The organism is Xanthomonas hyacinthi, assembly GCF_009769165.1.
In the GTDB taxonomy this organism is placed as follows: Bacteria; Pseudomonadota; Gammaproteobacteria; order Xanthomonadales; family Xanthomonadaceae; genus Xanthomonas_A; species Xanthomonas_A hyacinthi.
This window is the reverse complement of record NZ_CP043476.1, coordinates 2946057-2970763: the sequence shown is the minus strand read 5'-3', so window position 1 is coordinate 2970763 and position 24707 is coordinate 2946057. Positions and strand designations below refer to the sequence as shown.

The window sequence follows — 24707 nt, the reverse complement described above, 5'->3', positions numbered from 1 at the left end:
AAGCCTGCGGCGCCGTCATGTTCGGGAAAATCCGCAGCAGGATCGCCGGTCGCAACCCACGGCGCGGCTCAGCCGAACACGAACTTGCCCTTCCACCGCCCAGTGCCCGGGGTTGGTCAGCACCCAGTTGTGGCCCCTCACCGCGGCGGCGAGCTTGCCGCTGTGCTTGAGCGTCAGCGCCACGTCGGTGCAGTCGGCGGCGACCTTGATCTGGGTCTGGTCGAAGGACATCTGGTCGGTGCCGGTGATGGTCACCGCGCAGGTCCTGGCCCAGGCCGCCGGCGCGAACGCGAGCGCGGCGAGGACCAGCAGGGGGACAGCGACTTCGCTTTCAAGATGGACTCCCTGGCAGTGGGAACGGCGCCGCATCGCGCCACGCGCCAGCATGCGCTGCGCGCGCAACGGCGTCGCCACGACTGTCTGCCTTTGCGCAAATGTTTGTCAACGAGGAACGTTCGTGCGCCGCAGCATCGGGCGCAGCACGCCAGCCTAGGCGTTGCGGAAGAATCCATGCAGCGGATCGTGCAACGCCAGCGGCGGCGGCGGCGGTACCGGCAGCGGCCCGCGCTTGCCGGCTGCCACCTGCGCGAACGCGCTCTTGAACCGCGCCATCTCCGCCGCAGTACCGACGGTGATGCGCGAACGGTTCGGCCACAGCGCCCAGCTGCGGCCGACGAACACGCCATAGGTCGCCATCGCGTCCATGAATTCCTTGGCCGGGCGCTTCACGTCGACCATGAAGCAATTGCTTTCCGAGGCGGTGCAGGCATGGCCCTGCGCGCCGAGCCAGCGCACCACGTCGTTGCGGATGGCGCTGTTGAGCGCGCGCCGCTGCGGCACCAGCGCCGGGTCGCGCAGGCTGGCCAGGCCGGCGGCGACCGCGGTCACCGGCAGGCTGTTGACGCTGTAGAACTTCAGCTTGGCCAGCAGCTCCGGCCGCGCCACCGCATAGCCCAGGCGGATGCCGGCCATGCCGTAGAGCTTGGAGAAGGTGCGCAGCACGAGCACGTCGTCGCCGGCGGCGACGCGATCGACCATGCTGCCGGCGCTGTCGGAAAAATGCAGATACGCCTCGTCGACCACCAGCACGCTGCCCTTGGGCTTGTGCGCCAATGCGTAGTCCAGGTCCTTGCGCAGGGTCACCGAGCCGGTGGGATTGTTCGGGTTGCAGATGTAGATCACCCCGGCGTTGGCGTCGGCGGCGCACATCGCCTGCACGTCGTGCGCGTCGTCCTTGCGCAGCGGCACCTTGATCACCTTGGCGCCGTTGCGCGCGGCGGCGCGCCAGCCGGACTCGAAGGTGGGATCGGCGGTGACCAGCGAGGCGCTGGGCGAGGTGAACGCCAGCATGGTGTAGTCCAGCGGCTCGGTGGAGCCGGCATAGGCCATCAGGTGATCCAGGCCCACACCGAGCTGGGCGGCGAGGGTCTGCAGCAATTCCAGCTGCAGTTCGCCCAGGTAGCGGCCGCCGCTGGGCGCGATCGCGGCGATCGCGCGCTGCGCGGCCGGCGACGGGCCGCCGGGATATTCGTTGGCGTTGATCATGACCGGCGTCAGCTCGGCGTTGCCCGCCTGCGCCGCGCCGGACGCGGCCTGCGCCAGCCACGGCGCACCGAGGCCGGCCGCGGCGGCGACCAGCGCCGACTCCTTGAGGAACGTGCGGCGCGAACGCGACGGTTGCTGCATGACGGACTCCTTGGAAGACAGGGCGAAGAATCTACGGACGCACCGCGACCACTTCGATCTCGATGCGGTACAGCGGATTGCCCAGCGCGGCGATCTGGAACGCCGAGCGCGACGGCAGGTTGGGCTGTTCGGCGGTCCCGAAGAACTGCCGGTAACCCTCCATGAACCCGGCGAAATCCATCTTCCCGCCCAAGGCCGGATCGCCGACCAGGAACGCCTGCATCTTGACCACGTCGCGCATGCCCAGGCCCATGCCTTGCAGCTGCGTCTTGATCTGCGACAGCACGCTGACCGTCTGCGCCTTGGTGTCGCCGTAGGCGGCGGGCGAATCCTTCGGCGCGTCCGGGTCGATCGGCCGCGGCACCGCGCCACTGAGATAGACCGTGGTCTTGCCGGCCGGGATCTCCACCGCCGCGGAAATCGGAAAATCGCTGTTGGGAATCTTGTGGCGCACGATCTCGGCGGCGCCGGCCAGGGCGGGCAGCCACAGCGCGGCGCACAAGCCGGCACGCAGCGAGCGGGAAACGGAGCAACGGCGCATGCGGAAATCCTCGCGATCGGAAAAGGGGATGGAAGCGCCCGCGGCTCAGCGCCGCAGCGTGCGCACCTCGTCGGCGCTGAGCTTGCCGGGATAGTCGTTGCCGAACTGGCTGCGCACGTAGTGCACGACCTCGGCGACCTGCTGGTCGTTGAGCATGTCGGCGAAGCCGGGCATGCCGCCGCGGCCGTCGAGCACCATCATCGCCACGTACGGCGCCGCGGCCACCTTCGGGTTGCCGGCCAACGGCGGATACTCGCCGCCGCCGCGCGCGCCCTGCCCGCCGGGCATGTGGCAGCTCTGGCAGATCGCCGCGTACACGGTGGCGCCGGAGGCGGTGGCGAAGGCGGCCTGCGGATACAGCGGGGTGGCATCGGAACTCTGCGCCGCGGCCGGGCCGATCGCCGGCGGCAGCATCAACGCGAGCACGCCGGCGGCGACCGCGGCGGCGAGCATCCAGTGACGGTCCAGCTTCATGCGCGCGCTCCGTTGACGACGCGGCGATGCAGGCGTTCGATCGCGTCCAGCGCCGAGGTGATGGCCCCTTCCTGCCAGGCCGGGATATACGAGGCGTGCTCGCCGGCGAGCGCGATGCGGCCGTCGATCCGGCACAGGTTCTCGTAGTGCTCGGCGCGCACGGCGTCGCTCCACATGCCGAAACAGCCATGGGTGAACGGCACCCGGTGCCAGCCCACGGCGATGCCGTTGTCGAATTCGCGCGGGTATTGCGGATGCAGCTGGGTGCCGTACTCCACCGCCTTGGCCACGCGCTGCTGCGGCGTCATCGAGGTGAACTCGAACGCCTCCAGCCCCCACACGTAGGCGCCGAGCAGCACGCCCTTGCCGGCGCTCTGGAAGCCGGTGCTCGGATAGCTGATCAGGGTGATCGGCAGATCGGTGTAGCTGATGCCGCCGTAGATCGCTTCGTCCTCTTCCCAGAAGCGGCGCTTGAACTGCAGCCCGACCTTCACCGAGGCCGCATACGGCACCTGGCCGATCGCCGCGGCCATCTTCTCGCCCACCGCCAGCGGAATGCGGCTGAGGATCGACAGCGGGATCGTGCACACGCACCAATCGGCTTTTGCCAGCTGCTCGCCGCCGTTTCCATCCTGGTAGGCGACGCTGACCCCGTGCGCGTCCTGGTCGATGCGGGTGACCCGCGCGTTGTAGCGGATCGCAGCGCCGAGCTCGCGCGCGAACGCCTTGCCGATCTGGTCCATGCCGCCGACCGGCTGGAACATCGCGGTCTGCATCTCGTAGTTGTTGCCCGCCGCCAGCGTGGTCCATAGCCGCGAGCGCAGGATGTCCTGGGTGGTGAACGGTTCGGAGAATTGCGGCTTGCCGGACAGGCCGCCGCCGGGATATTTGGCGAAGCCGCGGCGCTCGCTGCTCTGGCGGCCCTTGACGTAGCCGAAGTCCTTGTCCAGCGCGCCCCAAGTGCGCAACGACTCGAGCAGGATCTCCTGGTCCTCGTGCCGCACCTGCGCATCCAGCGCGCCCTGCCGGGTGCTCTTGGCCAGCAGTTCGGCCACGTGCCCCTTGTAGTCGGCGTCGATGTCGCGGAAGCGCTGCGGCTTGCCACCGAAGCCCTGGCGGCTGTGCAGCAGCGCGTTGAAGTTGACCTGCACGAACGGCTCCAGCGCCACCCCGAACTGCTTGCAGTAGGACAGCACCGCCTTGTGGTGGTGCGGGATGCGCCACGGGCCGGGATTGAGGTACATGCCCTCGTCGAAGCCGCACTGCTGCTCGAAGCCGCCCAGTTCGGTGTAGCGATCACCGCCGCGCAGCGTCCAGTTGCGGCCGCCGGGACGTGCGTTGTACTCGAGCACCTGCACCCGGTAGCCGGCCTTGCGCAGTTCGTAGGCCGCGGTCAGCCCGGCCAGGCCGGCGCCGAGCACCAGCACCGAGGCGCCCCTGGCGTCGCCGTCCAGCCGCGGCACGCCGGCGAAGCGCGATTCGGCGGCCAGGCCCAGGCTGTGCATCGCCTGGTACATCATCGCCCCGCCGCCGGCCAGGCCGATCCTGGCGAGCAATTGGCGGCGGGTCATGGCGCCCCTGGTTGTTGCTTGCATCGTCGACATTGCCTCACGGATTGCGGGTTGACCATAGCCGCCGCGCCGGCGGCGCAGGCCGGGTGCGGCGGGTAGGTCGCGATGGAGCGGGTAGGGAGGCCGGCGGGGCACGGCGCGAGCGGGCGCTCCGCTGGCGGACGGACCCTCACCCCAACCCCTCTCCCGGGGGGAGAGGGGCTCGAGCGCGGGGAGAGGGACTCGGGCGCGGCACCGCTCAGAAGCGGTAGGTCAGCTTGGCGTAGTAGCGCGCGCCGAAGTAGCCGACCGGGCTGCCGGTCAGGTACGGCGAGTTGTAGTAGCTGAGGTAGTTCTTCTCGAGGTAGTCGTACGCCGCTGCCGGGATCTTGTCGGGATACGTGTTGAACACGTTGTCGCCGCCGACGCTGACGGTCAGCTGCTCGGTGGGCCGAAAGGTCAGTTCGACGTTGGTCAGCGCCATCGTGCCGATCTTCTGCTTGTAGTACGGCGCGCCGTTGACGTCGACCACGTCGAGCTGGCGCAGCACGCTGTCGGGGAAGATGTCGCCGTTCCAATCGTCGTACGGCGCCACCAACTGGTACTGCGGCCCGTACACCGCCTCGGTCACGCGCAGGCTGAACTTGCCGACGTTGAAGGTGGCGCCCAGGTTGACCCGGTACTTGGGCGCGTTGTTCTCCAGGTTGATCAGCGTCGCTGCGCTGTACATGGTGGCGCCGCCGAGCACGTCCGGCGCCGGCTTGGCGCTGAGCACTTCGGTCTTGTTGTAGTTGGCCGCCAGCATCCAGTCGATCGAGCCCCAGTCGAACTCGGTGATGTAGTTGGTCACCCAGTCCACGCCGCTGCTGCGGGTCTTGAGCGCGTTGTTGAAGATCGCCACCGAGATGTTCTGCCGCGCGGTGGCGTCGAGCGAGCCGCCCGGCGTCGCCGGATCGATGCCGCCGAGGTAGCCGAAGTTGACCAGCGCCTGGCCCAGCGCGGCGTTGTAGGCGGCGTCGGGCGTGCCGTCGCCGTTGGTGTCGCCCGGCTTGCCGGCCTTGGAATATTCGAAGGTACCCACGCCGATGCGGTCGGAGATGGTGATGCGGTAGAAGTCCAGCGTGCTGTCGAAGTTGGGCATCGGCCGGAACACGAAGCCGAGGCTGTAGTTGATGCTGGTCTCCGGCTTCAGGCTGCCGAAACCCAGCGCCGCCGCGGCCGCGCTGTTGGGCTGCAGGGTCGGGGTGGCGCTGGTCGGGCCGACCTGCACCGCCGAGTAATAGCCTTCCTGCAGGGTCGGCGCGCGGAACCCGGTACTGGCGGTGCCGCGCACCGCGAAGGTGTCGCTGAAGTCGAAGCGGGTGGTCAGCTTGCCGACCAGCTTGCTGCCGAAGTCGCTGTAGTCCTCGTAGCGCCCGGCCACGTCGAGCAGCCACTGCTCGGTCGGGTTGAACACCACGTCGGCGTAGGCGGCGTAGCTGTGGCGGCTGTAGGAGCCGGTGTTGTACAGCGGGTTGTAGCCGGGGAACGAGGACGCGCCGGCGCCGTAGTACGAGGTCGGATCGCCCGGGTCGATGCCGTACTGGTCGCGCCGGTATTCGACGCCGGCATTGAACGTCAGCGGCTGCGACAGGCCGACGTCGAAATCATGCGTGGCATTGAAATTGGTGGTCCACTGGCTGGCCCAGAAGCTGCCGTCGTAGAAATCCTCGGGCGAATAGCCGTTGTCCTGCCACAGGCTGAAGTTCATCGAGTTCAGCGTGTACACGTCCATCTTGTTCTTGCCGTAGCTGCTGGAGAAATCCCAGGACCAATCGGCCAGCACGCCCTTCAGCCCGGCGGTCAGCTCGTAGTCGACCTCGTCGGAGGCTTCGGACGGATTGAAGCCCAGCGGATACTTGTGGCTGACCTCGCCGGTGGCCGGATCGACGTAGCCGCCGTCCTGGCTGGGACGGCGGTAGTTCTCCTCCGACTGCGCGGTCTTCTTGCCATAGCTGCCGAAGGCGTAGAGCTCCAGGGTGTCGCTCAGCACCGCACCGGAGTTGAAGAACAGCGCCTTGCGATGAACTTCCGGCGGATTGAGCCAGGCATTGACGTTGGGGAAGCGCCCGTTGAGGGTCATGCCCTGGACATCGTTGGCCAGGAACCCGGCCATGCTCGGATTGACCGCCGAGCAGTCGGCATAGTTGGCTACGCAGTCGGCGTAGCTGTAGGAACCGAGCCGGTACACGGTCTTGCGGTTCTCGACCTCGGCGCTGAGGCTGAAATACGCCGCGTCGCTGCCGAAGCCGATGTTGGCGCCCCAGGAATCGGTGCCGCCGCCGCCATCCTTGTAGCCGGCATAGCCGGCATCCACCTCGCCGCCCTCGTGGTTTTTCTTGAGGATGATGTTGATCACCCCGGCGATCGCGTCCGAGCCGTACAGCGCCGCGGCGCCGTCGGTCAGCACCTCGACGTGATCGATCGCCGCGGCCGGAATGAACGACAGGTCGGCCGAGGCCGCGCCGGTGGTGGTGTTGACGTTGGAGGTGATGTGGCGGCGCTTGCCGTTGACCAGCACCAGCGTGTGGTTGGGCGAGAGATTGCGCAGGCTGGCGGTGAGCGTCTGGCTGGCCATGTCGCTGCCGGTCTGGTTGGCGTTGTAGGACGGCACCTGGTTGGCGATGGCATTGATCAGGTCGGGCGCAGCCGACTGCTTGAGCATCTCCGCACTCACCAGCTGAATCGGCGCCGGGCTGTCGGTCACCGCCATGTTGGCCTTGCGCGTACCGGTGGAAATAACGGTGATCGCGTCCAGCGTCTTGGCCTCGCCACCCGGTTCCTCGGCCAGCGCCGGCAGCGCCGGCGCGCCTGCCAGCAGCAGCGTCAACGTGGTCAGCCCGTAGCCGTGACCCGCCTTGCCCAACCCCCTGCACACCGAGTCCGCCAGACGATCGGCTTTCAAGCGCTTGCTCATGTTCAAGACCCCCGAGATAACGTGCGAGATAACGTGGATGTGGCGTGGATGCGCACCGGCTTCCCGACCGGTGGCGCCGCGATCGCGGCATGCAGCGACCATAGCCAGCGCGCACGGCCAGGCGATCGGATCCGACGGGTAGGTGCGCAGCGAGCGGGTGGGCGGGGGCGCGCGCGCCATGCCGCGGGTAGTGGCATGCGCCGCCGCGGGTACTGGGTTAATCTCGGTGGCCGATGCTCCGGACTCGCCCCATGTTCCAGCCGCGCCGTTGCATGCGGCGCCAAATACGGTGACCGCGTTGATCCATCCAGGCCCCAGGCTGCTGCTGCTCGACTTCGACGGCGTGCTGGCGGCCTACGCGCGCGCGGCGCGCATCGCGCACCTGGCCGTCCACTGCGGCTGCGATCCGGCGCGGGTGCGGCAGGTACTGTTCGCCTCCGGACTGGAAACCGCCTACGACAGCGGCGACATCGCCACCGCCGACTATCTGCAACGGCTAGGCCAGGGCCTGGGCGCGCGCGTGGACGAGGCCGACTGGATCGCCGCGCGGGTGGCCGGCAGCCGCGGCGATCCCGCCGTGATCGAACGCGTGCTTGCGCTGGCCGGCAGGATCGACATCGGCGTACTGACCAACAACGGCGCACTGATGGCGCAGGCGATCGCGCAGATCGTACCAGCGCTGTTCCCGCTGCTGCACGGGCGCGTGCTGTGCAGCGGCGCGCTCGGCGGACGCAAGCCGCAGGCCGAAGTCTACCGGCGCGCGCTCGACCATTTCGGCGTCGCCCCGCGGCACGCCCTGTTCATCGACGACCTGTTCGTCAACGTGCGCGGCGCCCGCGCGCTCGGCATGCCCGCCGAAACCGCCAGCGGCGCCCGCGCCCTGCGCCGCGCCCTGGCGCGGCACGGGCTGGCGTAAGCACTGCGCATGCGCGCAACAGATTAGTCATTGCAGCAGCTACTGCTGTTGCTGTTGCTGTTGCTGCTGTTGCGTGCCGTGCGGTTGTCGTTGTGGTTGCTTTTCAGCTGTTGTCCCCCGTGAGGCACAGCAAGCAGGGCGGGTAAAACCCCCGCAGGGGGCGACGCGCAGGATGCGCGTCGTTTTCGGCAGGCACATGGATGTGCCTTCCGAAAATTCCCGTCCTGCTTGCGGACCCGCGCGCAGCGCGGGTGTGCCGCCCGGGGGGGTGTTTCTTTTGGTTACTTTGATCAGCCTTCGGCTGCTGTGAAGCGCTTCTTTGCACAAGCAAAGAAAAGTGACTCGCGCAAAGCGCGAAAGCTTTGCTACTGCTCTTGCCGCTGCCGCTGCCGTTGCCACACAACTAGACGACCAACACTACCAATCAACTCAACGCTTCCCGACATAAGCCTGCAAAGCAGCCCGCAACCGCTTCAACCCCTCGGCCACTTCCTGATCGGTGATATTCAACGAAGGCACGAAGCGCAACACATCCGGCCCGGCCTGCAACGTCAACAACCCCTGCGCAGCAGCGTGATCGAGGATCGCCCCAGCCTGCCCCGCATGCGCCTGATTCAGCACCGCGCCCAGCATCAGGCCACGCCCGCGCACCTGCGAAAACAGCGTGAACTCCTCGTTGAGCGCGGCCAGCCCCTTGCGCAGCGCCGCCGCCTGCCGCGACACATTGGCCGCGATCGGCGCCGAGGCCAGCTTGCGCAGCGCCACCCGCGCCACCGCCGCGGCCAGCGGATTGCCGCCGAAGGTACTGCCGTGCGCGCCGAACTGCATCGTCTCGGCGACCTTCGGCCCGGCCAGCAGCGCGCCGATCGGAAAACCGCCGCCCAGCGCCTTGGCCAGGGTCACGATGTCCGGCGTCACCTCGTCCTGCCAGTGCGCGAACAGCGTGCCGGTGCGGCCCATGCCGCACTGGATCTCATCCAGCAGCAACAGCGCGCCGTGGTGGTCGCACAGCGCACGCACCTGCGCCAGGAAGCCCGGCGCGGCCGGCATCACCCCACCCTCGCCCTGCACCGGCTCCAGCATCACCGCGGCCACGTCGCCAGCCGCCATCGCCGTTTCCAGCTGCACGATGTCGTTGAAGTCCACGTAGCGGAAGCCGCCGGGCAGCGGCTCGTAGCCCTGCTGGTACTTCGGCTGCGCGGTGGCGGTGACCGCAGCCAGGGTGCGGCCGTGGAAACTGCCGCGGAACGTGACGACGACCCGCCGGTCCGGCGCGCGGCCCTGGCTGGCGGCCCACTTGCGCACCAGCTTGATCGCCGCCTCGTTGGCCTCGCTGCCGGAGTTGCACAGGAACACCTTGCGCGCGAAGCGCGAAGCGGCGACCAGTTCCTCGGCCAGGCGCAGCGGCGGCTCGCTGTAGAACACGTTGCTGGTGTGCCACAGCTTGCCGGCCTGCTCGAGCAGCGCCGCGCTCAGGTCCGGATCGTTGTGGCCGAGTCCGCACACCGCGATGCCGGCGGACAGATCGATGTAGTCGCGGCCTTCGCTGTCCCACACCTTGGCGCCCTGCCCGCGCTCCAGCACCAACTGGCGCGGGCGGTAGATCGGCAGGTAGTAGTGCTGGCCGAGGGCGATCAGGTCCGCGGCGGAGGAAGCGGTCATCGAAGGATTCCTGGGGGAGACAGCCCATGAGTATAAGACCGCCGCGCGGCGTGGCGGCCGCCGCGAACGGTCCGACGCGTGCCGCCGCGGCTACGGTCCAGCGCCGCTGTTCGGCGCAGCGGCGCAGTGCGCTGCGCACGCGCCGGCGGCCGGCGCCTGCCCGGCGCGCAGCGGCGGTGCGGCCAGGAACACGAAGCCGCCGGCAACCTGGCGCCAGCCCAGCCCACGCCGCCGCCAGTGCAGCAGCGGCCGCAGCACGACCCGGTTCGGCGCCACCCCCGGCAGCCGCGCCAGGTCCTGCGCCAGTTGCAGCGCCGTGGTCGGGTTGAGGTCGTGCACGCCCCAGGCCAGCAGCGCGCAGCCACCGCCCGCGGCCGCCTGCGCGCGCGCCGCCAGCCGCGCGGCGAGGCCGTCCGCGGCAGCGTGCCCGGCTAGTTCGTCGGGCGTATAGGCGCGCAGGCGATGGGCGCGCAGGTAGTGGCCGAAGAAGTCCTGCTCGGCCAGCGCCCGGTACGGCGCACTGGCGGGGCCGAACTTGTACGGCAGCACCACCGGCAGTTCGACCTCGCGGCAGCCGGGCAAGCGCTGCACGACCTGTGCCGACCCGCGCCAGGCCTCGTTGCGCTGCAGCGGCCGGCCGCGCAGCAGCCACAACTGCGCGCCCACCAGCACGATCAGCACGACCGCGGCGATGCGCCCGCCGCGGCTGCGCGCGCTCGGCCCCGCCGCGTCGTACAGCCGCGCCAGCAACGCCCAGGCGAACGGCGCGGCGGTGAGCAGGTTGCGCGCGGAGAACGACGGCGCGATGGCCAGGCTCACTGCGATCCCGCTCACCACCATGCCGGCCAGCACGCCGCCGCACAGCGCCGCGACCCAGTCGGCCTGCGCCCGCGTGCGCCCCGGATCGTGCGCGATCGCGCGCAGGCGCCGCCACAGCCAACTGCCCAGCAGCGCGAGCACGGCCAGCACGGTGCCGCCGGAGAGCAGGTCGCGGCTGGCGCTGCGCAGCTGGCCGTAGAAGAACCGGGCGTCGTTGCGGAACCACAGCTGGTGCACGTCCTGCTGGGTGGCGTGCAGCAACAGCAGCACGAAGGCGACATTGACTGCCAGGATCGCCACGCCGGATGCGAGCAGCGCCGCGCGCAGACGCAGATCGCGCTGCGTCGCGACCAGGAACAGCAGCAGCATGCCGACGCACAGCAGCAGGTAGGAATGGGTGAGGCTGGCGCCCAGCCCCAGCACGCTGAGCGCGGCCCAGTGCGCGAACGGAAACGCGGCGCTGGCCTGCACGCGCCGCTGCAACCCCACCGCAGTGGTCAGCAGGCCGGCCGACAGCAGCAGGCACAGTGCGTAACTGCGCGCGTTCTGGCTCTGTTCGAACCAGAACACCGACACCGCGCCGGCGGCCACGGCGAAGGCCAGCGCCGCCGGCGAGAACACCCGCCGCAGGCCCACCCCGAACACGCCCAGTGCCAGCACCGCGGCCACCGCGCTGGGCAGGCGCAGCGCCGCCTCGCTGTCGCCGGCCAGCTGGCTCCACGCATACAGCAGCACGTAGTACAGCGGCGGGTGGGTGTCGCTGAGCGCGCGCCGCCACAGTTCGGCCAGGCCCTGGCCGTGGCCCATCACGTGCAGGGTGTACAGCTCGTCGATCCAGTAGTCGCTGGCGCCCAGGCCGACGAAGGCAAAGCCGCAGGCGCAGGCGGCGATCGCGGCGAAGGCCAGCGCCGGCCAGCGCGGTGCGGCAGCGGCGGCGGCGGCGCGCATCTCGCTCATTCCTTGATCGCCAGCGGCGCCGGCGCCGCGGTCTCGTGGCACGCCGCGGCATCCACCGCCACCTGCTCGGGGCGCCACGCGGTCCGCTTGGCGGCGGAGTAGTTCCATCCGCCCGCGGCCAGCGCGCCGGCGGCACCGGCCAGCCACCAGCGCAGTTGCAGCGCATGCAGGCCGCTGGCGATCAGTTCGCTCAGGATCGCGCCGCCGAAACAGGCCGCATAGAACATCGCCATGCCGCGCAGCAGGCGCATGCCGCGCAGGCGCCGGTCGCGGAAGGTCAGCAGGTTGTTGCACAGGAAATTCCAGCCCATTGCCGCGCAGATCGCCAGCAACTGCGCCAGCCAGAACGCCGTGCCGAGCGTCAGCAACACGCCCAGCGCCAGCAGATGCACGCCCATGCCGCTGCAGCCGACCGCGAAGAACAGGCTCATCCGCGCCGGCAGCCAACCGCGCGTGCGCTTCTCCAGCAGCAGCGCGGCCAGTTCGGCGAGCACCCGCGCGTCGAGCTTGGAAGCGCCGCCGCGGCGGCGGCGCAGCTGCGTCGGCACCTGCACCGTGTAGGGGCGGCGCCGCGCCGAGGCCAGCACATCGACCAGGATCTTGAAGCCGACGCCCGACAGCTGCGGCCGCACCTGCCGATACCAGGCGCGCCGCATCAGGAAGCAGCCGCTCATCGGATCGGCCACGCCCAGCGCCAGCAGCGCCTGGCTCAGGCGCACGCCGACGCGGCTGAGCGCATGCCGGCAGCGGCCCAGGCCGGACGCGCGCGCCTGCAGATAGCGGCTGGCCACCACCACCTCGGCCTCGCTGTCGTGCATGCGCCGCAGCATCCGCGCGATCAGCGCCGGATCGTGCTGGCCGTCGCCGTCCATGAGCGCCAGGCAGCGGCCGCGGGCGCTGTCCCAGCCGGCGATCGCCGCCGAGGCCAGGCCGCGGCCGCCGCGCCGGCGCAGCAGGCGCACCGCCGGATTGGCGGCCGCGTACGCCGTCACCGCCTGCGCGGTGCGTTCGTCGTCGGAGTCGTCGACCACGATCGCTTCGTAGTCGATGTGCTGCAGGTGTGCGGCGAGTTCGCGCAATACCGGGCCGATGGCCTCGTGTTCGTTCAAGGTGCAGATGACGATGGAGACCGTCGGCGCGGGCTGCAGCGTGGTGGGCGAAGACGAGGGCATGGGCAGTATCCAGGGGCGCAGGGACGTGCGCCGAAGGGTCTGCAGCGAATGTGGCGGCGGCTTGCCGCAGCATGTCGGCGGCACGCACGCACGCGCACGCGCCGGAACATCGCGTCATGCGTGGATGCGGGCGGCGGCGAACGCCAGGAAAAACCCTCCATCGGCCGCCGCCGGCAGGCACGCCCGGCGCCGGCGATGAACGGACAGCGCTCGGATCCGCCGCGGCCGCCGCAGCATGGCCGCGCTGCGCCAGGCCGGCGGCACGACGGCACGCGCCGCACACGGGAAGCGCAGGCCGCGCGGCCGCGTTGTTTGCATCGGATGCTGGCCGGCGACCCGGCCTGGCGCCAGCGGCCGCACGCTTTCTATCGGAAGCCGAATGCAGCCAAGGCGCGTGCCGCGGGCGCCAGCGCGCGCGACACCGGATTCAGCGGGAAGCAGGCTGCCGCGCGCAGTGCATCCGACGCGCGCGGCGGCGGCGAGTCACCACACGCCGGTGTTCGGCATCGATGCCCACGGCTCGGCCGCGGCCAGCGCCTCGCCCTTCTGCAGCAGTTCGATCGAGATCAGGTCCGGGCTGCGCACGAAGGCCATGCGCCCGTCGCGCGGCGGGCGGTTGATGACGACGCCCTGCGCCTGCAGGTGCGCGCACAGCGCGTAGATGTCGTCGACCTCGAACGCCAGGTGGCCGAAGTTGCGCGCGCTGCCGTAGTCCTCGTCCGAGTCCCAGTTGCAGGTCAGCTCGACTTCGGCCTCGGGGTTCTGCGGCGCACCGAAGTACACCAGGGTGAACTTGCCGGCCGCGTTGTCGATGCGCCGGGTCTCGCTCAGGCCCAGGCCCTCGGTGAAGAATTTGCTGGTCTTCTGCAGATCGTGGACGCGGATCATGGCGTGCAGGTATTTCATCGCGACAACTCCAGTGGATGGGGGAACGGGCAGGACCGCCGCGCCTTGCGGCCGCTGCCGCCACGGCGCGCGACAGCGAAGTCCTGGCGCAGGCGCATAGGCTAGCGCCCGCGGCGTGCAGGCGCGGACACGCCGCAGGCGCGGCGCCGCTCAGCGGAAGTAGCAGGCCTTCAACGGCAGCGTGGCCGCGCCGACCGCGCTGGCGTCGGCCATCGCCGCCGCCGGCAGCAGCACCGGCAGCGGCCGCGCCTGGCCGCGGCGCGGCTGGTTGTCGATGCGCAGCTGCGGGATCAGGCGCAGCGCCAGGTCGCGCGGCAGGCGCCCGCCGAACACCACCGCCTGCGGATCGAACGCGGCGGCGATCGCCGAGACGATCAGCGACAGGCCCGGCACCGCGCGCGCGATCCAGCGCTCGAGCGTCGGCCAGGCCGGATCGTAGGCGGCCACCAGCGCGCGGATGTCGGCCAGCACCACCCCGTCCTCGATCAGCATCTGCCGCAACAGCTCCAGCGTGGCGCGCTCCAGGCCCTGCCCCGGCAACATGCCGGCGAACTCGCCGGCGTTGCCGTGCGCGCCGCGCAGGCAGGTGCCGTCGATCACCATGCCGCCGCCGAGGCCGTAGCTGAAATACAGGTAGGCGAAATCGCGGTACTGGCGGCCGACCCCGAGCAGGCTCTCGCCGACCGCGGCGACGCTGCCGTCGTTGTCCACCCATACCGGCAGGCCCAGCGCGTCGGCCAGCCAGTCGCCGATCGCCAGTTCGCCCAGCGCGCGCAGCGGATCGGGCGGATTCATGCGCTTGGCGCCGTCGACGAAGAACCCGGTCATCGCCACGCCCGCGCCCAGCCGCGGCCCGAGTCCGCGTCCGGCCGCGGCCAGCAGCGCCGCGTCGGCCGCGCGCAGCTGCGCCAGCAAGGCTGCCGGCTCGGTCGAGCGCAGCGGATGCTCGGCGCTGGCGCGGACCTGGCCGCTGAAGTCCAGCAGCGCCAGCGCCAACGCGTCGGTGGCGATCGAATAGCCGACGGTATGGCCATGCGCGGGATTGAGCGCGATCGCCGCACCCGGCTTGCCGCGGCCGCCGTGCGCCAGCGAGGCGCCGATGCGCACCAGCCCGCGCCCGGCCAGGCCATCGATCAGGCGCACCGCCGACTGCACGGTCAGCCCGGTGATGCGGCTGAGGTCGGCGCGGGTGACGGTGCCGAACAGGCGCAGGCTGTCGAGCATGCGCCGCTCGTTGTCGCTGAGATCGGCATGCGTGGCATGGACGGGGCGGGAAGCGCGCGGCAGCGAGACGGCGACGGGAGCGAGCATGAGCGAGGTCGGCGGAAGGTCGGGAAAGCATACCGGGCAATGGTGAAATATTTAGGGCCTGTGAACGCGATCAGGCTAGGCCACGCCGTGCTTGGGCGCGCACGCGGCAAGCAAGCATGTCGCCGCGGCGCCGCGTAAGCGCGGACCAACGCGGCGCCGCTCAATCCAGGAACAGATCCGGCAGCAACGGCTGCGCCGGGTCCAGCGCATAGCCGGACAGGTCGCGCACCCCGGCCGCGGCCAGCACCTCGTCGTCGATCAGGAACTGGCCGTGGAACCCGGCCGCGCTGCGCGTCAGCACCGCGTGCGCCGCATCGGCCATGATCTGCGGACGCCGGCCGTTGCCCGCGCTGACGCCCGGGATCATGTTCAGCGCCTCGGTGGCGATCAGCGTGCGCGGCCACAGCGCATTGACCGCCACGCCCTGCGGGCCGAACTCGCCGGCCAGGCCCAGGGTCACCAAGCTCATGCCCATCTTCGCCAACGTATAGCCGGTATGCGGCGCCCACCATTTCGGGTCCAGCGACGGCGGTGGCGCCAGGGTCAGGATGTGCGGATTGGACGCCTGCAGCAGATGCGGCAGGCAGGCCTGCGCGCACAGGAAGCTGCCGCGCGCATTGACCTGCTGCATCAGGTCGAAGCGCTTCATCGGCGTGTCCAACGCGCCGCGCAGCCAGATCGCGCTGGCGTTGTTGACCAGGATGTCGATGCCGCCGAACGCCTCCACCGTGGCCGCGACCGCGGCGCGCACCTGCTCCTCCTCGCGGATGTCGCACTTCAGCGCCAGGCCGCGGCCGCCGGCCGCCTCGACCGCCGCCGCCGCGCTGTGGATGGTGCCGGGCAGCTTCGGATTGGGCACCGCCGACTTGGCCGCGATCGCCACATTGGCGCCGTCGCGCGCCGCGCGCAACGCGATCGCCAGGCCGATCCCGCGCGAGGCGCCGGTGATGAACAGGGTTTTGCCGTTTAAGGTCATGGGAATCGGGAATGGAGAATCGGGAATGGGAAGAGCTTAGCGCCTTCTCACCGCATCCCCATCGAACCAAACGCGCACGCGGCCCGCCTTTCCGATTCCCCATTCTCCACTCCCCACTCCCGGCCCCTCAGGGCTTCGGCCCCTGCCCCTCGTTGTCTTCCCACTTCAGAATGCGCCGGGTCACGAAACGGTACACCGGCTTGCCGGTGGCGAACCACAGTGCGCGCACCCAGGAGTGGCGCTTGAGCAGGCGCAGTTCGACCGGGGTCAGGGCGTGCCGGCAGTACATGCGCTTGTGCTTGAGCAGATGGCGCAGGTCCTCGCGCGCCAGCAGCCGCATCCAGCGCGAGCGCGGCGCTCCGCGCACCGCCAGCTGGAAATCGATCAGCGCCGGGCTGCCGTCCTCCAGCACCAGCCAGTTGGCTTCCTTGGCCAGGTCGTTGTGCGCCACGCCGCACCGGTGCACCTGCTGCAGCAGGCGCCGCGCGGCGCGGAAATAGGCCAGGTCGCCGCGCGGCGGGCGCTGGTACATCGCGTCGCCGGCCAGGTAGCTGCGGTCCAGGAAGGTGCCGTCCCAGCCGCGCAGCTGCGGCGTCGCCGCCATGCCGGCCAGCTGCCGCAACGCCCGCGCCTCGCGCCGCGCCAGCCACCACGCCGGCAGGCGCAGCCACCACGGCGCCGCGCTCAGGTCGCGGCGCACGAACACGCGCTGGCCGTGGCCGTCGGCCTCGCGCACCAGCAGGATGCGGCCGAAGCTGTCGGACTTGAGGATCTGGGTGGAAGCGGCCGGGGCGCGTGTCATCGCGCCAGTTTAAGCGGAACGCCATACTCGCACACTTATAATCCCCGCATGAATGCATCATGGATCGACGCCACCCTGGAGTGGGTCGCAGCGCATCCCCTCCTGGCCGGCGCGGTCATCTTCGCGATCGCGTTCTGCGACGCGGTCATCGTGCTCGGCACCATCGTGCCGGCGCTGCCGCTGCTGTTCGCGATCGGCGTGCTGATCGGCCTCGGCCAGATTTCCGGGCCGTACGCGGCGGCCAGCGCCGCCCTCGGCGCGCTGGCCGGCGACGCGCTCAGCTACTGGGTCGGCCATCGCTGGGGCCATCAGCTGCGCACCTACTGGCCGTTCCGGCGCTACCCGCAGCTGCTGGACCGCGGCGAGGCGATGTTCCGCCGCAATGCCTTCAAGAGCATCCTGGTGGCGCGCTACGTCGGCGCGATCCGCCCGTTCGTGCCGGCGGTGGCGGGGATGATGAAGATGCCGCTGCGCCGCTATCTGCTCGCCAGCAGCGTCGCCGCGGTGACCTGGGCGCTGCTGTTCCTGGGCCCGGGCTGGCTGCTCGGCCAGGCCTACGACGCGGTGGCCGCGGTCGCCGGGCGCCTGTTCCTGGTGCTGGGCCTGCTGGTGCTGGCGCTGGGCCTGGTCTGGGCGATCGTGCTGTCCGGCTACCGCTGGTCGGCCGGGCACATGGACGCGCTGCTGGCGCGCGGGCTGGACTGGTCGCGCCGGCACCCGCTGCTGGGCCGCTACTCGATCGCGGCATTCGACCCACAGCGGCGCGAGTCGGTGCCGCTGGCGATGCTGGCGGTGATGCTGCTGGCGCTGGGCTGGGGCTGGTTCGCGCTGCTGATGGTGGTGGTCGGCCACGGCGAGCCGCTGCGGCTGGACCTGGCCGTGCACGACCTGATGCTGGCGCTGCGCAACCCGCTGGCCGACTACCCGATGACCGCGCTGGCCTCGCTCGGCGACTGGCAGGTGCTGGTGCCGGCCACCACGCTCGGCCTGGGCTACCTGATCTGGCGCCGGCGCTGGATGGCCGCGGCGCACTGGCTGGCGGCGCTGGCCTTCGGCCTGGCCCTGACCAAGCTGCTCGGCACCACCGTGCACGTGGTGCGCCCGCTGGCGGCCAGCAGCGGCTTCGGCTTCCCGTCGGTGGCGGTGACCATGGCCACGATCAGCTTCGGCTTCTTCGCGGTGCTGATCGCGCGCGAGCTGCCCGGGCGCTCGCGGGTGTGGCCGTACCTGCTGTCGGGCGTGGTGGTGACCCTGATCGGCTTCGCCCGCCTGTACCTGGGCGCGCACTGGCTCAGCGACGTGATCGGCGGCATGTTGTTCGGCATCTTCTGGCTGCTGGTGCTGGGCATCGCCTACCGCCGCCGCTTCAACCGCGCGTTCTGGATGAAGCCGCTGGCCTGGCTGTTCTATGGCGGCTTCGTCGCCGCCGCGCTGTGGTACGCGCCGCGCGACCTGGAGCGCAAGCTGGCCAAGTTCGAACCGCCGCCGCCGCCGCCGATGGAGCTGCCGGGGAGCGCATGGTGGCAGGACGACTGGCGGCGGCTACCGTCGCGGCGCAACGAATTCGACGACGACCAGCGCTGGCCGCTGGACCTGCAGGTGGCCGGACCGCTGGCGCCGCTGCAGCGCCGGCTCGAAGCCGCCGGCTGGCGCGTGCAGGCGCAGGCCGGCTGGCAACAGGCGCTGCAACTGCTCAACTACAAGGCCCGGACCGAACAGGTCCCGGTGCTGCCGGCGACGCTGGACACGCAGGTGGAATCGCTGCTGATGCTGCGCCCCGGCCCGCGCCCCGGCGAGCTGTACGCGCTGCGCCTGTGGCCGGCGCCGGCGCGGCTGCAACCGGGCAACGTGCCGCTGTGGCTGGGCAGCGCGCAGAGCCTGCGCTACGAACGCCACTTCAACCTGATCGGCCTGTGGCGCCCGCTGCGCGGCGCCGATCCGGCGCTCAACGCGGTCACCGATGCGCTGCGCGCGCTGCCCACGCGCAAGGACATGCATCGCCCCGCGGATGTGCCGGTGCTGCTGGTGCGCAGCGAGGGCGCGGCGCCGGCCAGCGACGCGCACTGATCCCCAACCGCAAGCAGCGCATCGCCGGCCACGGCAGCGCGGCGGATGCGACCAGGCGCATCGCCACGCAGCGATGCCGCCCTCCGCGGCGCTGGCGCTGGCGCAGGTGAGTCGCCGCAGCAAGCGCCATGGCCGGGCACGCGGCCTGCGGACCGGCGGCAGCGCGCTGCGCTGACCATGCCGGCGTCGGCAGCGCCGCACGCATGCGCCGTGCGTGCGTGCGGCGCCCTCCCGCCTGCAGCCGCGCTTGCCTGTAACAGCACTCATGTACTATCGAACGCGGCAACCCTCGCATCGTTGCCCTTGGCCGAGCGCCATGGTCGACGCTGCAATCCTTCCCGATTGACGTCTTGCTTCTGCACAAGCATGACCCGGCACACGCAGGCCGACCCCATGGCGATGGCGCTGCAGCCTCCGCACAGCGCAAATAGTGACCTTCCCACCTGCTTCGCAAGCACCTCCTTGCCGATCCGCAGACGCACAGCGGATCACCATTCGCCTCATGGGAACCCTGCAAAATGCCTACCTATAATGGATTTCTGGTGCGCGACTCCTTGTCCGACTCCGGCATCGCGCCTTCGAAAGGCTACTGGAGCCAGTCGCCCGACATCATCTCCTCGCCGCTCATCGCCGACCCCCAGCAATTCGCCACGCCTTTCGCCTGGACGCGGGACATGAACGTCCCGGCCGAAGCCGGCTCGCGGATCAATCCCATTTACGTCCGCGCGCAGAATCTGACCGACACGACCCAGCAAGGATGGTGCATTTCCCTGTACCGCTCGCCGGCCTCGCTGTTCCTGAACACGCCCGACTGGGCCCACAACGCGCTGCGCACGGATAAAGGAAACACCTGCTCCCCCCTCGCCTCGACCGACGCCAACGGCATCGTCGCAGGCGCCGACTACTTCGTGCTCGACGGCACCACGACCAGCCCGCACATGTGCTACGTGGCGATCGCGTCCAGTACAGCGACACCGACGCTGCCCAGCACGTTCTCCAGCTTCGACGACTATGTCACGTGGGTGCACGCAAACCAGAACGTCGCCATGCGCAACATGGACCTGGTGATGGATTATCCCGCGCGCACCTACGAAGTTCCGCAGACATTCCAGAACCCGCAAAGCGGACAGGCGCTGGTCGCATTCGAATTGTGCGCCAAGGGTTTCCCGATCGGCACCACCTTCGGCATCACCTGCGCGGCGTTGAAAATCGACGAAACCTGGACGTTCACCACCGACCCGCAGATGCAGGCGGCCTCCTCGATATGCGATCCCGGCGCCGCGGTGGTGATCGTGACCTGGGCCACGCTGCCCGTTTCCGCGCCCAAGTGGCCGGACCGCGCCAGCCTGCAGACCCAGGCGTTCTTCGCGCCGGCTGCCGACTCTCCGCTCGCGGCACTTGGACGGCCCTGGAAGGACTTCGCGCTTGCGGACAAGATGCGCGCCAACGACGGCCTGCTGGTGCCGGTCGGCGACTTCACTTTCGTGCTGCGCGAGACGCTGACATGAGCCAGGCATCGCCGTACATGCCTGCCAACACGTCCCTCGCGCTGCAACTCGATGCAGCCGGCACGGTGAGTTCTCCTGTTTCGAGTCTGGTTCTGAATGGATCCTTTCCGTTCTCGATCGACGCCCTGGTGCGTTTCAAGTCGCTGCCACTCTCACAAGACATGCCGTTCGTGCCGATCGTCAGCCAAGCCGGGATCTTCGAGTTCGGCGCGAGCGGTGCGGAACTGGCCCTGCTGATCTCCGGCATGGCGCCGGCGGTGACCACCACCGCGCCGCTGCTGCAGGGCACCTGGCAGGCGCTCGCCGTCACCTGCAGCGGTTCGCAGGTCTACCTGTACATCGACGGCGCGCTGATCGTCGGCCCCATCGGCATCGGCGGAAGCCCCGGCGCGGCACCGGCGGACATCGTGATCGGCAATCTGTTCGAGGGCGAAATACGCCGCGTGCGTGCGTTCAACGTGGCGCTCACCTCCGATCAGGTGTTGGCGTACATGTATGCCGGCATCGACGATGCCACGGTCGTTTTCGACTACGACTTCAGCGTCAATCCGCCATGCGACCAGTCAAGCAACAAGTTCCCGGTCGCGGTGGCCGGCACCGCCGCAATGATCAGCGAGGTCCCTGCGCTCAGGCTGCAGGCCACGTCGTACGCTCGCCCGCTTTACCAAAAGCAGGTCAACCCCGGCGGCGGCCTGATCGATCCCTATACCGTCCAGGCCGATGTCTATATCAGCGACAGCAGCCTCAGCAACGACCAATACATCTTCATAAACGGAGACATCGAAGATTCCAGTGGCATGGGCCTGTTCCTCCGCTACAACGGCAGCAACGGCTTCAACGTCATTTCCGAGCGCGGCGCGAGCTGGGTCGGCGATGCGCTGACCTCCACCGCGGTCATCCCCCTCAACCAGTGGTCGAACATCGCCACCACCTTCGATGGCACCACGCTTTGCCTCTACATCGATGGCGCATTGGATGCCAGCAAAGCGTTCGGCCCCATTGCCGAAGCCGCCGAGAGCAGCTACCTGGTGATCGGTGCGGCGCGCAGCGTGGGACAACCCACCGGCGCCACGCCGCTGCAAGGGTACATCGCCAGCGTCGACGTCTGGAATCTTGCGCTGACTGCCGCAGATATCCAGTTGCATCTGGCAGCCGCGCCGCCCGTCGATGCCTCCGGACTGCTCGCCCACTACGATTTCACCCTGTCGCCTGCGCGCAACCTGGTCGATGGCCATCCCATCGGACTGGTGGATGGCGCCCGAATCGATACGCAAATCGCGAGCGTCTCCGCGCAGACGGTCGTTCCAGGCGCCGCGTTTACAAGCCGCCGGCCGCGCCAGACCACCGCCTCCACTTATCCAGCCAATCGTGAGGACCTGATCGCCGCGCTCAATGCCGAACTGGAGGCGGCCAGCTCGGCGCTGGACGCAGACTCGCCGCACGTGAAAGCGCAACGCGCCTGGACCGCAACCATCGTTGCAGACCTTGCCCGCAGCGAGGCCTTGCCCTTCATGATTTCGTCCGAGATCCAGGGCGACGCGCACATCATTTACGTCGACCAAGGCGGGAAGCGCTGGGAAGCAGGCCGCGCCGTGGGCCTGCCCAACGACGACATCACGGTCTGGAAGGCACAGCTGGTCTTCACCGTCGTCTTCGGCGTGGTCGACCTCGTCAGCGGACTGAAATGCGACTTCACCCAGCAGGGCAGGGCCTATATCGGGAAGATCCTGACCGACCCCAAAATAGCCGCCAACCTGTCGCTCGGCGCCGCCATGACCGGCGCCGGAATTTTCGAAATCGTCCGCCAGCTCTACAACGGCGGCTATCTGCGTATTCTGGTCGGCTTGCTGGTGAGCGTCGGATACTGGGCGCTGCTCAGAGTCGTGGCGAGGCTCATTCTGGTGTTTTCCGGCATCACCGTGGCGGCATGGGTCGTCTCGCTCGCGTCGACCGCGCTGGCCTTCGCCACGGTCTACAAGAGCAAACCGCAACCTCCACCAAGCCCCGATCCAGTCGATCCGTTGCCGCTGATTCAAATCATGGAGGTGCGGCTGGCCTTCGACCCGACCCAAACCCTGCGCAATTCGCTGGCGTTCTACGCCGATCCGCAAGTCGCTCGCTTGGCCGCCGTCGATGCGAGCAGATGCCCTGGCGGCTGGTATCTGCTTGACGACACCAGAACCATCTGCATACAGGCGCGGTTCGCCGCCGAGGCCGAATTCAACGGCACCGCAAACATCCAGGCGACCGGCAGCGTCGAATTCGGCCAAAGCAATACGGTCGAGGTCGCATTCATCAATGGCGTTTCCGGCTATATCCAGTTCCAGTTCGCCAACAATGGCATCGCGCTGGGCGGCATCCGGGTCAGCAACGCGACCCTGGCCTGGAACGGAACCATTGGCCCAGCCCCATTCGATTTCGGCACGACCAACCACAGGATCTACGTCGCGTTGAAGCGGCCGACTTTTCCTTGGATAGAGTTCGGCGACAATACCCAACGCGTGTGGCAGAGCGTTCTGGAGCACGCATGCCAGTGGGCGCAAGGCGCCCTGCAGGCAGACGCCGCGGCGGCGGCCATCACCACCTGGGTCAACAACAGCGGCCTCAGCTACGACAACGTCCGCGGCGCGGCTTCCTATGTCGAAATCGTCAACGGCAGCAGCCAATTCAATCTGAGTTCATTCGTCCGCTTTCTGAGCGGATCGGCCTTCAGCCCACGAACGGTGAATTGCACGGACTGCGCCACCATCGTGACCACGTTCGCCAATGCGCTTGGATGCGAACTTTTCGCGGCAGTGATGAAAGACCCTCAAGGCAACGGCTTTGCGACCAACACGATCATTGCAATAGGCTCCAATGCGTTCGGCCCCACATTCCCCGGACGCCCAAGCCAGGGCCGTTTTTCCTACCATGAGGTCGCATGGAGAGGATTCGGCGGCGGCGACGAACCGATCTACGACGCCTGCCTGCAGGTCGATGGATCGACGACGCCATGGCCGGGACAGAGCATGCCGACCTTGCCAACGCCCATGACATTTTCGGTGGAAGCCGCCATCCCGGCGCTTCCCATCCCCACGCCATACCCCACGATGTCCTATCGGTCGCGGCTTTGCGCCAACAGCGCCGACGGCATAGGCAAATGCATTCCTTGCGGGTCCGCAGCCAACACCCAATGGGGTCACCGCCGTGTTTTCTGATCGCTGGCGGATACGCCTCGCATTGCTCGGGAGAAAAACATGATCAGCATCGACGAACAACTGAAAACTTCTGCCGCCGCCACGTATCGATTTCAAGAATGGCCGGCATCCGACGATCCAGCGCACGCATATTTCGTTCCGCAGACGAAACGCATCGGCCGCTTTACATTCGAGCAACGCGAAGCGCTGCCGGGTACGCGCGATTTCATCGATTACTATTCCGATACCGCACGCGCGCATCTGCTGCAGGCGACCCACTATCACCGGCCGACATCGGAGGCGGCACGCCAGTTGCTGCTGACGCTGCTTTCCCAGCTGACCGTGGTCTGCCTGCCCGCATGTCCCCGCTCGGCATTGCAGGTGGGAGATTTGAGGTTTTGCGATGATCCTGCACTGGCCACCATGCTGCTCTTCACCCGCTCCAACAGCCTGGCGCGGGTCCGCGTCATCTCTTCCGGCGCCATCGATCCGGCCGACAATCCGGTCGTGGAATTGTCCCTGGCGCTCGATCAAGCGCTCCTGGCGCATCGAAGGCAGGCGCTGAATTGACAGGCGCCATCGCTCTGTCCGCTGCGATCTTCGCCGCCGGAAATGGATGACACGCCCTTAAGGTATCCACGCCAGCAACTGCTCCAGCCGCGCGTGCGGATCGTCTTCCTGCAGCAGCGCCAGGCGCTGGCGCTCGTTCAGCGGCAGCAGTTCGGCCAGGCGCCAGCCGACCCAGGCGGCCTGGTCGAGCAGGCGCGGGCCGGCCACCGGATACGCCTCGGCGGCCTGGTCGAGGATGCTGTCCAGCACGGTCGACAACAGCGCGTGCTGCGGCTGCAGTTCGTCGTCCTCGTCCGGCTCGCGCCAGTGCACGGTGCCGACCACCAGGCCGTTGTCGCGGACCCGGCTGCGCAGCACGTGGAAGCGGCGTTCGCCGCGCAGGCGCAGCACCAGCACGCCGTCGGCGCCGACGTCGAAATCGACGATGCGCGCCTCGGTGCCGTACGCCGCCGGCCGCGCCGGCGCGCCGGTCTCGCTGCCCTCCAGGATCAGGCACACGCCGAAACCGCCGCCGCTGCGGCCGCATTCGCGCACCAGGTCCAGATAGCGGCGTTCGAACACGCGCAGCCTGATCGACGCCCCCGGCAGCAGCACCGCATGCAGCGGGAACAGCGGCAGCGTGCTGCGCTCGTCTTCGCTCATGCGCGCGCTCCGCACT

At 69.2% G+C, this 24707-nt stretch carries 18 protein-coding genes and 1 pseudogene; 5 read left to right on the top strand and 14 right to left on the bottom strand.

What is annotated here, in order from left to right:
• Positions 1 to 72 precede the first annotated feature (72 nt).
• The 6 genes and pseudogenes from FZ025_RS13010 to FZ025_RS12985 form a co-directional block, all read right to left on the bottom strand.
• A pseudogene (locus tag FZ025_RS13010) lies at positions 73 to 369 on the bottom strand (cupredoxin domain-containing protein); the annotation flags it as partial.
• Between the two features lie 120 nt (positions 370 to 489).
• Complete coding sequence (locus tag FZ025_RS13005) at positions 490 to 1686, bottom strand: pyridoxal phosphate-dependent aminotransferase (RefSeq protein WP_046980424.1); 1197 nt, start codon at positions 1684 to 1686, stop codon at positions 490 to 492.
• 31 nt (positions 1687 to 1717) lie between these two features.
• Positions 1718 to 2227, bottom strand: a complete 510-nt coding sequence (locus FZ025_RS13000; protein ID WP_046980423.1) for a RidA family protein — start codon at positions 2225 to 2227, stop codon at positions 1718 to 1720.
• 45 nt (positions 2228 to 2272) lie between these two features.
• Positions 2273 to 2701 carry a c-type cytochrome gene (locus tag FZ025_RS12995; protein WP_046980422.1) on the bottom strand — a complete coding sequence of 143 codons (429 nt, stop codon included), beginning with the start codon at positions 2699 to 2701 and terminating at the stop codon, positions 2273 to 2275.
• Positions 2698 to 4296 carry an NAD(P)/FAD-dependent oxidoreductase gene (locus FZ025_RS12990; RefSeq protein WP_386269836.1) on the bottom strand — a complete coding sequence of 533 codons (1599 nt, stop codon included), beginning with the start codon at positions 4294 to 4296 and terminating at the stop codon, positions 2698 to 2700. Before FZ025_RS12990 ends, FZ025_RS12995 begins: the two co-directional genes overlap by 4 nt.
• A 214-nt stretch (positions 4297 to 4510) precedes the next feature.
• Positions 4511 to 7195, bottom strand: coding sequence for a TonB-dependent receptor plug domain-containing protein (locus tag FZ025_RS12985; protein WP_046979722.1), 2685 nt, complete (start codon positions 7193 to 7195; stop codon positions 4511 to 4513).
• Positions 7196 to 7505: 310 nt separating this feature from the next.
• Here FZ025_RS12985 and FZ025_RS12980 point away from each other — a divergent pair, with 310 nt between their 5' ends.
• Complete coding sequence (locus FZ025_RS12980) at positions 7506 to 8123, top strand: HAD-IA family hydrolase (RefSeq protein WP_244292536.1); 618 nt, start codon at positions 7506 to 7508, stop codon at positions 8121 to 8123.
• Positions 8124 to 8552: 429 nt separating this feature from the next.
• Here FZ025_RS12980 and FZ025_RS12975 read toward each other — a convergent pair whose 3' ends face one another.
• From FZ025_RS12975 to FZ025_RS12945, 7 genes are all read right to left on the bottom strand, one after another.
• Positions 8553 to 9785, bottom strand: a complete 1233-nt coding sequence (locus FZ025_RS12975) for an acetylornithine transaminase (RefSeq protein ID WP_046979720.1) — start codon at positions 9783 to 9785, stop codon at positions 8553 to 8555.
• 90 nt (positions 9786 to 9875) lie between these two features.
• The gene (locus FZ025_RS12970; RefSeq protein ID WP_158185570.1) at positions 9876 to 11561 is read right to left on the bottom strand and encodes a glycosyltransferase family 39 protein; all 1686 of its coding nucleotides are present in this window, start codon (positions 11559 to 11561) and stop codon (positions 9876 to 9878) included.
• The gene (locus FZ025_RS12965; RefSeq protein WP_046981333.1) at positions 11558 to 12733 is read right to left on the bottom strand and encodes a glycosyltransferase; all 1176 of its coding nucleotides are present in this window, start codon (positions 12731 to 12733) and stop codon (positions 11558 to 11560) included. The genes FZ025_RS12970 and FZ025_RS12965 overlap by 4 nt, the downstream gene beginning before the upstream one ends.
• 483 nt (positions 12734 to 13216) lie before the next feature.
• Positions 13217 to 13639 carry a VOC family protein gene (locus FZ025_RS12960; RefSeq protein ID WP_046981335.1) on the bottom strand — a complete coding sequence of 141 codons (423 nt, stop codon included), beginning with the start codon at positions 13637 to 13639 and terminating at the stop codon, positions 13217 to 13219.
• 150 nt (positions 13640 to 13789) lie between these two features.
• Entirely contained in the window at positions 13790 to 14950 is a 1161-nt protein-coding gene (locus FZ025_RS12955; RefSeq protein WP_386268752.1) for an ROK family transcriptional regulator, read from the bottom strand.
• 160 nt (positions 14951 to 15110) lie between these two features.
• On the bottom strand, positions 15111 to 15926 hold the full coding sequence (locus tag FZ025_RS12950; protein WP_104558156.1) for an SDR family oxidoreductase: 816 nt from the start codon (positions 15924 to 15926) through the stop codon (positions 15111 to 15113).
• A gap of 127 nt (positions 15927 to 16053) precedes the next feature.
• Positions 16054 to 16728 carry a serine/threonine-protein kinase gene (locus FZ025_RS12945; protein ID WP_046977932.1) on the bottom strand — a complete coding sequence of 225 codons (675 nt, stop codon included), beginning with the start codon at positions 16726 to 16728 and terminating at the stop codon, positions 16054 to 16056.
• A 48-nt stretch (positions 16729 to 16776) separates the two neighbouring features.
• On the opposite strand from FZ025_RS12945, the gene FZ025_RS12940 reads away from it, so the two are divergent.
• The 4 genes from FZ025_RS12940 to FZ025_RS12925 all read left to right on the top strand — a co-directional run bounded on the left by FZ025_RS12940 (position 16777) and on the right by FZ025_RS12925 (position 24049).
• Entirely contained in the window at positions 16777 to 18795 is a 2019-nt protein-coding gene (locus FZ025_RS12940) for a bifunctional DedA family/phosphatase PAP2 family protein (RefSeq protein ID WP_046977931.1), read from the top strand.
• 518 nt (positions 18796 to 19313) lie between these two features.
• Complete coding sequence (locus FZ025_RS12935; protein ID WP_158185569.1) at positions 19314 to 20303, top strand: hypothetical protein; 990 nt, start codon at positions 19314 to 19316, stop codon at positions 20301 to 20303.
• Positions 20300 to 23500: a LamG domain-containing protein gene (locus FZ025_RS12930; RefSeq protein ID WP_046977929.1), complete on the top strand. Its 3201-nt coding sequence runs from the start codon at positions 20300 to 20302 to the stop codon at positions 23498 to 23500. The genes FZ025_RS12935 and FZ025_RS12930 overlap by 4 nt, the downstream gene beginning before the upstream one ends.
• 39 nt (positions 23501 to 23539) lie before the next feature.
• Positions 23540 to 24049, top strand: a complete 510-nt coding sequence (locus FZ025_RS12925; RefSeq protein WP_046977928.1) for a hypothetical protein — start codon at positions 23540 to 23542, stop codon at positions 24047 to 24049.
• A gap of 57 nt (positions 24050 to 24106) precedes the next feature.
• Here the strand turns inward: FZ025_RS12925 and FZ025_RS12920 are convergent, their stop codons facing one another.
• Positions 24107 to 24691, bottom strand: coding sequence for an LON peptidase substrate-binding domain-containing protein (locus FZ025_RS12920; protein WP_046977927.1), 585 nt, complete (start codon positions 24689 to 24691; stop codon positions 24107 to 24109).
• Positions 24692 to 24707: the final 16 nt, after the last annotated feature.

Bases quoted from the DNA above. Each gene is read 5' to 3' on its own strand.
- FZ025_RS12920 (WP_046977927.1), bottom strand. From the start codon at position 24,691: ATGAGCGAAGACGAGCGCAGCACGCTGCCGCTGTTCCCGCTGCATGCG.
- FZ025_RS12955 (WP_386268752.1), bottom strand. From the start codon at position 14,950: ATGCTCGCTCCCGTCGCCGTCTCGCTGCCGCGCGCTTCCCGCCCCGTC.
- FZ025_RS12925 (WP_046977928.1), top strand. From the start codon at position 23,540: ATGATCAGCATCGACGAACAACTGAAAACTTCTGCCGCCGCCACGTAT.
- FZ025_RS12975 (WP_046979720.1), bottom strand. From the start codon at position 9,785: ATGACCGCTTCCTCCGCCGCGGACCTGATCGCCCTCGGCCAGCACTAC.
- FZ025_RS12990 (WP_386269836.1), bottom strand. From the start codon at position 4,296: ATGCAAGCAACAACCAGGGGCGCCATGACCCGCCGCCAATTGCTCGCC.
- FZ025_RS12965 (WP_046981333.1), bottom strand. From the start codon at position 12,733: ATGCCCTCGTCTTCGCCCACCACGCTGCAGCCCGCGCCGACGGTCTCC.
- FZ025_RS12950 (WP_104558156.1), bottom strand. From the start codon at position 15,926: ATGACCTTAAACGGCAAAACCCTGTTCATCACCGGCGCCTCGCGCGGG.
- FZ025_RS12930 (WP_046977929.1), top strand. From the start codon at position 20,300: ATGAGCCAGGCATCGCCGTACATGCCTGCCAACACGTCCCTCGCGCTG.
- FZ025_RS12995 (WP_046980422.1), bottom strand. From the start codon at position 2,701: ATGAAGCTGGACCGTCACTGGATGCTCGCCGCCGCGGTCGCCGCCGGC.
- FZ025_RS12935 (WP_158185569.1), top strand. From the start codon at position 19,314: ATGCCTACCTATAATGGATTTCTGGTGCGCGACTCCTTGTCCGACTCC.
- FZ025_RS12970 (WP_158185570.1), bottom strand. From the start codon at position 11,561: ATGAGCGAGATGCGCGCCGCCGCCGCCGCTGCCGCACCGCGCTGGCCG.
- FZ025_RS12945 (WP_046977932.1), bottom strand. From the start codon at position 16,728: ATGACACGCGCCCCGGCCGCTTCCACCCAGATCCTCAAGTCCGACAGC.
- FZ025_RS12940 (WP_046977931.1), top strand. From the start codon at position 16,777: ATGAATGCATCATGGATCGACGCCACCCTGGAGTGGGTCGCAGCGCAT.
- FZ025_RS13005 (WP_046980424.1), bottom strand. From the start codon at position 1,686: ATGCAGCAACCGTCGCGTTCGCGCCGCACGTTCCTCAAGGAGTCGGCG.
- FZ025_RS12960 (WP_046981335.1), bottom strand. From the start codon at position 13,639: ATGAAATACCTGCACGCCATGATCCGCGTCCACGATCTGCAGAAGACC.
- FZ025_RS13000 (WP_046980423.1), bottom strand. From the start codon at position 2,227: ATGCGCCGTTGCTCCGTTTCCCGCTCGCTGCGTGCCGGCTTGTGCGCC.